Raw genomic sequence first — 6000 nt, forward strand, 5'->3', positions numbered from 1 at the left:
CGCCTCAGGTCTCAGGTGAGGGACGCCGAGGCCGGGCCGTCGGGGCGCCGGTGCCGCTCGGCCCAGGCCGCGTCGACGATCGCGGCGACCTCGTCCTCGGGCATCCGCCGGTACCCGTCGGCGGTGACAACCCCGACCACCGGGAAGATCCGCCGCAGCATGTCCGGACCACCGGTCGCCGAGTCGTCGTCGGCGGCGTCGATCAGGGATTGGATCACGGCCGTGACGCAGTCGGTCACCGACGAGTCCTCGCGGTACAGCTTCTTCAGCGCGCCCCGGGCGAAGACCGAACCCGAACCGACGCTGTGGAAGTGGTGCTCCTCGTAGCGACCGCCGGTGGGGTCGTAGGAGAAGATCCGGCCGCCCTTGATGTCCGGGTCGTACCCCGCGAACAGCGGCACCACGGCCAGGCCCTGCAGGGCCATCGCCAGGTTGCCGCGGATCAGCGCGCTGAGCCGGTTCGCCTTGCCGTCCAGGCTGAGCGTCGCGCCTTCCAGCTTCTCGTAGTGCTCCAGCTCGACCTGGAACAGCCGGACCATCTCGATCCCGAAGCCGGCCGTACCGGCGAACGCGACCGCCGAGTACTCGTCGGCCGGGAACACCTTCTCGATGTCACGCTGGGCGATCACGTTGCCCATCGTGGCGCGCCGGTCGCCGGCCATCACGACGCCACCGGGGAAGGTGGCCGCGACGATCGTCGTACCGTGCGGGACTTCGGCCGAGAAGTCGGCCTGCCCCAGGCTGCGCCGTCCCGGCAACAGATCGGGCGCGTGCCCGGCCAGGAAATCCATGAACGACGAGCCACCTGGGGTCAGGAAGGCTTCCGGCAACCGGCCGGAGGCATCGAAAGTCATCTAGCGGTTCACTCTCCACCCTTTTGCACGAATCCGCGGACGAACTCCTCGGCGTTCTCCTCGAGGACCTCGTCGATCTCGTCGAGGATCGAGTCCACGTCCTCGTCGAGCCGTTCCTTGCGCTCCTGGACGTCCTCGGACGCCTCGACCTGGTCGACCTCTTCCTCGGTCGACGAACGCTTGGACTGCTTGTGCTGCTGACCGCCGTCCTTCGCCATAACCCACACCTCCTAGAACCGCCGACCGCGGCGGCCGCCCAACCGGCCGTCGCAGAATTTTCTTCCGCTACGGCGACCCTACCCGGCGGCGCCCCCAGTAATGGTGCGAACCAGGTCACTGGCGGTGTCGCACTGGTCCAGAAGTGCCCCGACGTGCGCCTTCGTGCCGCGCAACGGGTCCAAGGTAGGGATACGTTGCAACGATTCCTTGCCGGGCAGATCGAAGATCACCGAGTCCCAGGAGGCCGCCGCAACCTGCGGCGCGTACTGCTGCATGCAGCGGCCGCGGAAGTACGCGCGGGTGTCGACCGGCGGGTGCGCGACCGCCATCCGGATCTCCTCGTCGGTGACGATCCGCTGCATCCGGCCGGACTTCACCAACTTGTAGTACAGGCCTTTGTCCGGACGAAGGTCGGCGTACTGCAGGTCGACCAGGTGGAGCTTGGGGTCGTCCCAGTCCAGGCCGTCGCGATCGCGGTAGGACTGCAGCAGCTTGTACTTCGCCACCCAGTCGAGCTGGTCCGACAGCGTCATCGGGTCGGTCGCGAGCTGGTCGAGGACCTGCTCCCAGCGATGCAGCACGTCCTTGGTCTGCCGGTCCGCGTCGTCGCCGTACTTGTCCTCGACGTACTTGCGGGCCTGCTCGAGGTACTCCGTCTGCAGCTGGACAGCGGTCAGCTTGCGACCGTCCTTGAGCGTCATCAGGTGCGTGCAGGTCGGGTCGTGGCTGATCTCGTGCAGCGCGCTGACCGGGCGGTCCACGCCGAGGTCCTCGCTCAGCCAGCCGTCCTCGATCATCGCCAGCACGAGCGACGTCGTCCCGACCTTGAGGTACGTCGAGATCTCGGACAGGTTCGCGTCGCCGATGATCACGTGCAGGCGGCGGTAGCGGTCCGGGTTCGCGTGCGGCTCGTCGCGGGTGTTGATGATCGGCCGCTTCAGCGTCGTCTCGAGCCCGACCTCGACCTCGAAGTAGTCGGCCCGCTGGCTGATCTGGAACCCGTTCTGTGCGCCGTCCTGGCCGAGGCCGACCCGGCCCGCGCCGGTGACGACCTGCCGGCTCACGAAGAACGGCGTCAGGTGCCGCACGATCGACGCGAACGCCGTCGACCGGCGCATCAGGTAGTTCTCGTGCGAGCCGTACGAGGCGCCCTTGTTGTCGGTGTTGTTCTTGTACAGGTTCAGCTGGGGAGCACCCGGGATCAGGCGGGCCTGCCGGGCGCCTTCCATGATCACCAGCTCGCCGGCCTTGTCCCAGACCACGGTGTCGCGCGGGTTCGTCGTCTCCGGCGCGGAGTACTCCGGGTGGGCGTGGTCGACGTACAGCCGGGCACCGTTGGTGAGGATGACGTTGGCCAGCCCGGTCTCCTCGTCGGTGAGCTGGTTCGAGTCCGCGACCTCGCGGCTCAGGTCGAAGCCGCGCGCGTCCCGCAGCGGGTGCTCCTCGTCGAAGTCCCACCTCGTCTTCCGCGCGAGTGGCTGCGTCTGGGCGTAGCCGTTCACCACCTGGCTCGAGGTCAGCATCGGGTTGGCCCCGGGCTGTCCTGGAACCGAGATGCCGAACTCGGTCTCGGTCCCCATGATCCGCCGAACACTCATGCTCACGAGCCTACGCGGTGCCGGGAGTTAAAGGCGTTGCCGTGTCCACAGGGTTACGTGTGAAACTGCCCGCGTGGATGAATTGGTGGCGATTCTGGACGAAGACAACCGTGTCATCGGTACCGCGCCACGCTCGGTGATGCGGCGCGACAATCTCCGCCATGCGGCCACCGGTGTAGTCGTCCGGAATGCGGCCGGAGACGTCTACGTGCATCGTCGTACGCCGATCAAGGACGTGTACCCGGGTCGGTACGACTTCGCGGCCGGCGGCGTGGTCGCGGCCGGTGAGGATCCGTACGACGCCGTCGTACGCGAGCTCGCTGAGGAGCTGGGCATCTCCGGTGTCGAGCTCACTGAGTTGCCCGAGGGCGATTACGCGGACGACCACACGACGTACCACGCCTACCTCTACACGTGCGTCTGGGACGGTCCGGTAAGGCACCAGCCGGAGGAGGTCGAGTGGGGTGCGTGGATGACCCCGACCGACCTCGTCGCCAAGCTGGACGAGTGGCCCTTCATGCCAGACACAGTCGGCCTGCTCGGTTCATACGTCCGCGACCTCACCATCAACGAAGGCTGGGACAGCATCGCCTGGTACGACGGACCGTGGATCCACCGCGTCCCCCGGCGACCCGCGGTCCAGGCCCTCCTGCAGGCCGAAACCACCCTGCTGCCCTGGTTGGCCCCGCAACTCCCCCTGCCCATCCCCGTCCCCGAGCCGACCGAGAACGGCGTACGACACCTGGCTCTGCGCGGTTCACCTCTCGAAGCCGGCGATAGGTCGATCGGCCGCCAGCTCGGCGCCTTCCTCAGCGCACTGCACGCCGTTGACCCGTCAGAGGCCGCCATACGTGGTGCACGAGACGCAACGCGTGCCGGCGACGAGAAGGCGGTCTTCCTCGCGGAGTGCCGCGCGCAGGTGGTGCCACTGCTTCCAGCCGACAAGCAGACGGCCGCGCAGGAGCTACTCGATCGCATCCCGGGCCACCGGACCGCACTGGTGCATTGCGACCTCGGCCCAGACCACATCCTCGTCCATGCCGGGCAAGTCACCGGCATCATCGACTGGACCGACGCCGAGATCGGCGACCCGGCCGTCGACCTCTGCTGGATCCTCAACGACGCCGGACCGGAGCTGGCAGCCGGTGTGGCCGAGACCTACGACGTCACCCCGGAGCTCCGGGCCAGGGCTCGCGACTGGGCCAGCCTGGGCCCTTGGTACGGCGTACACCGCGGCCTCCTGCTGGACCTGCCCGATGACGTGGAGAACGGACTGCAGGAGATCCTCAACTCGCTGTGATGCAACCACTGGGGGCGATGGTGGGCACTTACGGGTGTGAAGATCATTCCCGTCGATGACACCGGGCAGGTGAGTGCCGTCGTGGACGAATCGGACTCCGATCAGGAGCTGTGGGCGCGGCTGCAGCAGGGCGATCACCGAGCTCTGGGCGAGCTGTTCGATCGCCACGCGGACGCGGTGCATGCCTTCGCGTTTCGTCGTACCGCCTCCTGGAGTGCTGCCGAGGAGGTGGTCCAGACGACGTTCGTGAGCCTCTGGCGCCGGTTCCAGCGCAACCCGCCCGGACCGCTGACGACATCGAGCGCACGCGCCTACATGCTCGTGGTGGCACGCAACGAGTGCCGCGCGCTGGCCCGGGCCGCGTCCCGCTTCCACCGGCTGATCGACCGGCTGCCGAACCCACCACCGGATCCGGACCATGCCGCTGAGGTCGCCCGCCGGCTCGACGACGAACGGCAGATGTCCGCGGTCCGCCGAGCCATCGCCAAGCTCCCCCGGCACGAGCGCGACACGCTCGAACTGGTCATCTGGTCCGGCCTGACCCAAGCCGAGGCCGCCGACGCACTCGGCGTACCCCTCGGCACCGTCAAGGCCCGCCTGCACCGCACCCGTCGCCGTTTCCCCGACCTGCTCACCCACGTCGCGTTCCTCGAGGAGCTCTGATGACGACCAAGCTCGATCCTCCGTCCGTACCGTCGCTCACCCCGGCTGAACACGCCCGGCTGCGCAATCGCGTGCTGGACCGGACCCAGCCGCGGCGTCGATCGGCGTTCCGTTGGCTCGCACCAGCGATCTCCGTCGCCGCTGTCGGTGCCGTCGTGGCGGCGACCCTGGTCATCACCCACCCGCCGACCGCCCAGCCCGACGTGACCGCGCCGACAGGCCCGACCGTGGTCGACGGATCTGAGCTGCCGACGACGGTGGATCTCGGCCCGGTCCCCTCGGCCGAGGCGGCCGCGACCGCCAAGGTGGCCTGTACGTTCGGTCGAACCCGCAAGAACCCGGTCGAGGTGCTCTGGGCGCGGCGGATGACCGGCCGCGAGGCGGGCAGCCGGTCCATGATGCTGCTGATCCAGGGCCGCGACCTGGCCGGTGGGAACCACACCCAGGGCGTCGAGGCGTGCTACGCCGGCTCCGACGGCGGCACGGTGCCCGACGAACGGTGGTCGGCCGTGCCAACTCAGGAGCAGGGGCTGCTGCAGCTGACCGGCGGGATCACGTCGATGGGTGGCTCCCCGCGGTTCGTGCAGAACTGGATCGTGTACCGGGCCCGACCTGAGATCGCGCGGATCGAGTCGCGGTACGTCGTCGGCGACCTCAGCGGGCCGTGGATCACGGGCATCGTCGCTAACGGGTACGCCGTCGCAGACAGTCGGATCGAGGCCTCCGCCTCGAATCGGCTCAAGGACGTCCAGGACTTGTTGGTCGGCACGGTAGAGATCCGCGCGTACGACGCGAACGGCCAGCAGGTGCCCGTCCGGCCCTGACGGTTACTTGTGGCGGCCGGCGGTTCGGGCGATGTTGATGAGGACGAGGCCGAGCCAGCTGATCACGACGCCGAAGGGGCCGATCATGTCGGCGGAGATGGCGGTGATCGGGATGGCGGCGACGACCGAGATGATCGCCAGGGCCAGGCCGCCCGGGTCGTGCTCGCGGCTCGGGTGCGGCGGCCGCACCGGCTCGGGGACAGCAGTGGCCCGGCGCTGGGCGTCGAGTCGTTCCAGGAAGCTGTCGATGATCGCAGCCTCGTACTCCGGCCCCAGCTCCTGCCGCGCGGCCACAGCCGCCCGCAGGTCCTTGCGCACCTCATCCGTCGCCATACCAGCAACGTACGGCGGCCACACCGCCGTACCAATCGGGGAAAGCCCCCTATCCCACCGGGAGTTTTCCCTACCCCTGAGGGTCCACCCACAACGGCGACAGCCCCGCGGGGAGGGCGGGTTCACGTGGTCGTCGCAACACCTCGATTTGAGGAGTTGCGGCGGCCATGTCGTTTGTGGAGGATTTTGAGTGTCACGGTGGTGCGTTG

The 6000-nt window shown here is 68.5% G+C and carries 7 protein-coding genes; 3 read left to right on the top strand and 4 right to left on the bottom strand.

What is annotated here, in order from left to right:
• Positions 1 to 11: 11 nt before the first annotated feature.
• From prcB to dop, 3 genes are all read right to left on the bottom strand, one after another.
• Positions 12 to 854, bottom strand: a complete 843-nt coding sequence (prcB, locus tag ACWF4Z_RS30330; protein ID WP_452246580.1) for a proteasome subunit beta — start codon at positions 852 to 854, stop codon at positions 12 to 14.
• An 8-nt stretch (positions 855 to 862) separates the two neighbouring features.
• Entirely contained in the window at positions 863 to 1072 is a 210-nt protein-coding gene (locus ACWF4Z_RS30335) for a ubiquitin-like protein Pup (protein WP_452246581.1), read from the bottom strand.
• A 78-nt stretch (positions 1073 to 1150) separates the two neighbouring features.
• Positions 1151 to 2671, bottom strand: a complete 1521-nt coding sequence (gene dop / locus ACWF4Z_RS30340) for a depupylase/deamidase Dop (protein WP_452246582.1) — start codon at positions 2669 to 2671, stop codon at positions 1151 to 1153.
• A 73-nt stretch (positions 2672 to 2744) separates the two neighbouring features.
• On the opposite strand from dop, the gene ACWF4Z_RS30345 reads away from it, so the two are divergent.
• Genes ACWF4Z_RS30345 through ACWF4Z_RS30355 form a run of 3 tightly spaced genes read left to right on the top strand, consistent with a single transcriptional unit; the run spans position 2745 to position 5458 of the window.
• The gene (locus tag ACWF4Z_RS30345) at positions 2745 to 3971 is read left to right on the top strand and encodes a phosphotransferase (protein ID WP_452246583.1); all 1227 of its coding nucleotides are present in this window, start codon (positions 2745 to 2747) and stop codon (positions 3969 to 3971) included.
• 36 nt (positions 3972 to 4007) lie between these two features.
• Positions 4008 to 4634: an RNA polymerase sigma factor gene (locus tag ACWF4Z_RS30350; protein WP_452246584.1), complete on the top strand. Its 627-nt coding sequence runs from the start codon at positions 4008 to 4010 to the stop codon at positions 4632 to 4634.
• The gene (locus ACWF4Z_RS30355; protein ID WP_452246585.1) at positions 4634 to 5458 is read left to right on the top strand and encodes a hypothetical protein; all 825 of its coding nucleotides are present in this window, start codon (positions 4634 to 4636) and stop codon (positions 5456 to 5458) included. Before ACWF4Z_RS30350 ends, ACWF4Z_RS30355 begins: the two co-directional genes overlap by 1 nt.
• A gap of 3 nt (positions 5459 to 5461) precedes the next feature.
• On the opposite strand, the gene ACWF4Z_RS30360 is transcribed toward ACWF4Z_RS30355, so the two are convergent.
• A complete protein-coding gene (locus ACWF4Z_RS30360) occupies positions 5462 to 5791 on the bottom strand; it encodes a hypothetical protein (RefSeq protein ID WP_452246586.1) in 330 nt (109 codons plus the stop codon).
• Positions 5792 to 6000: the final 209 nt, after the last annotated feature.

Source organism: Kribbella sp. NPDC055071 (genome assembly GCF_053608045.1).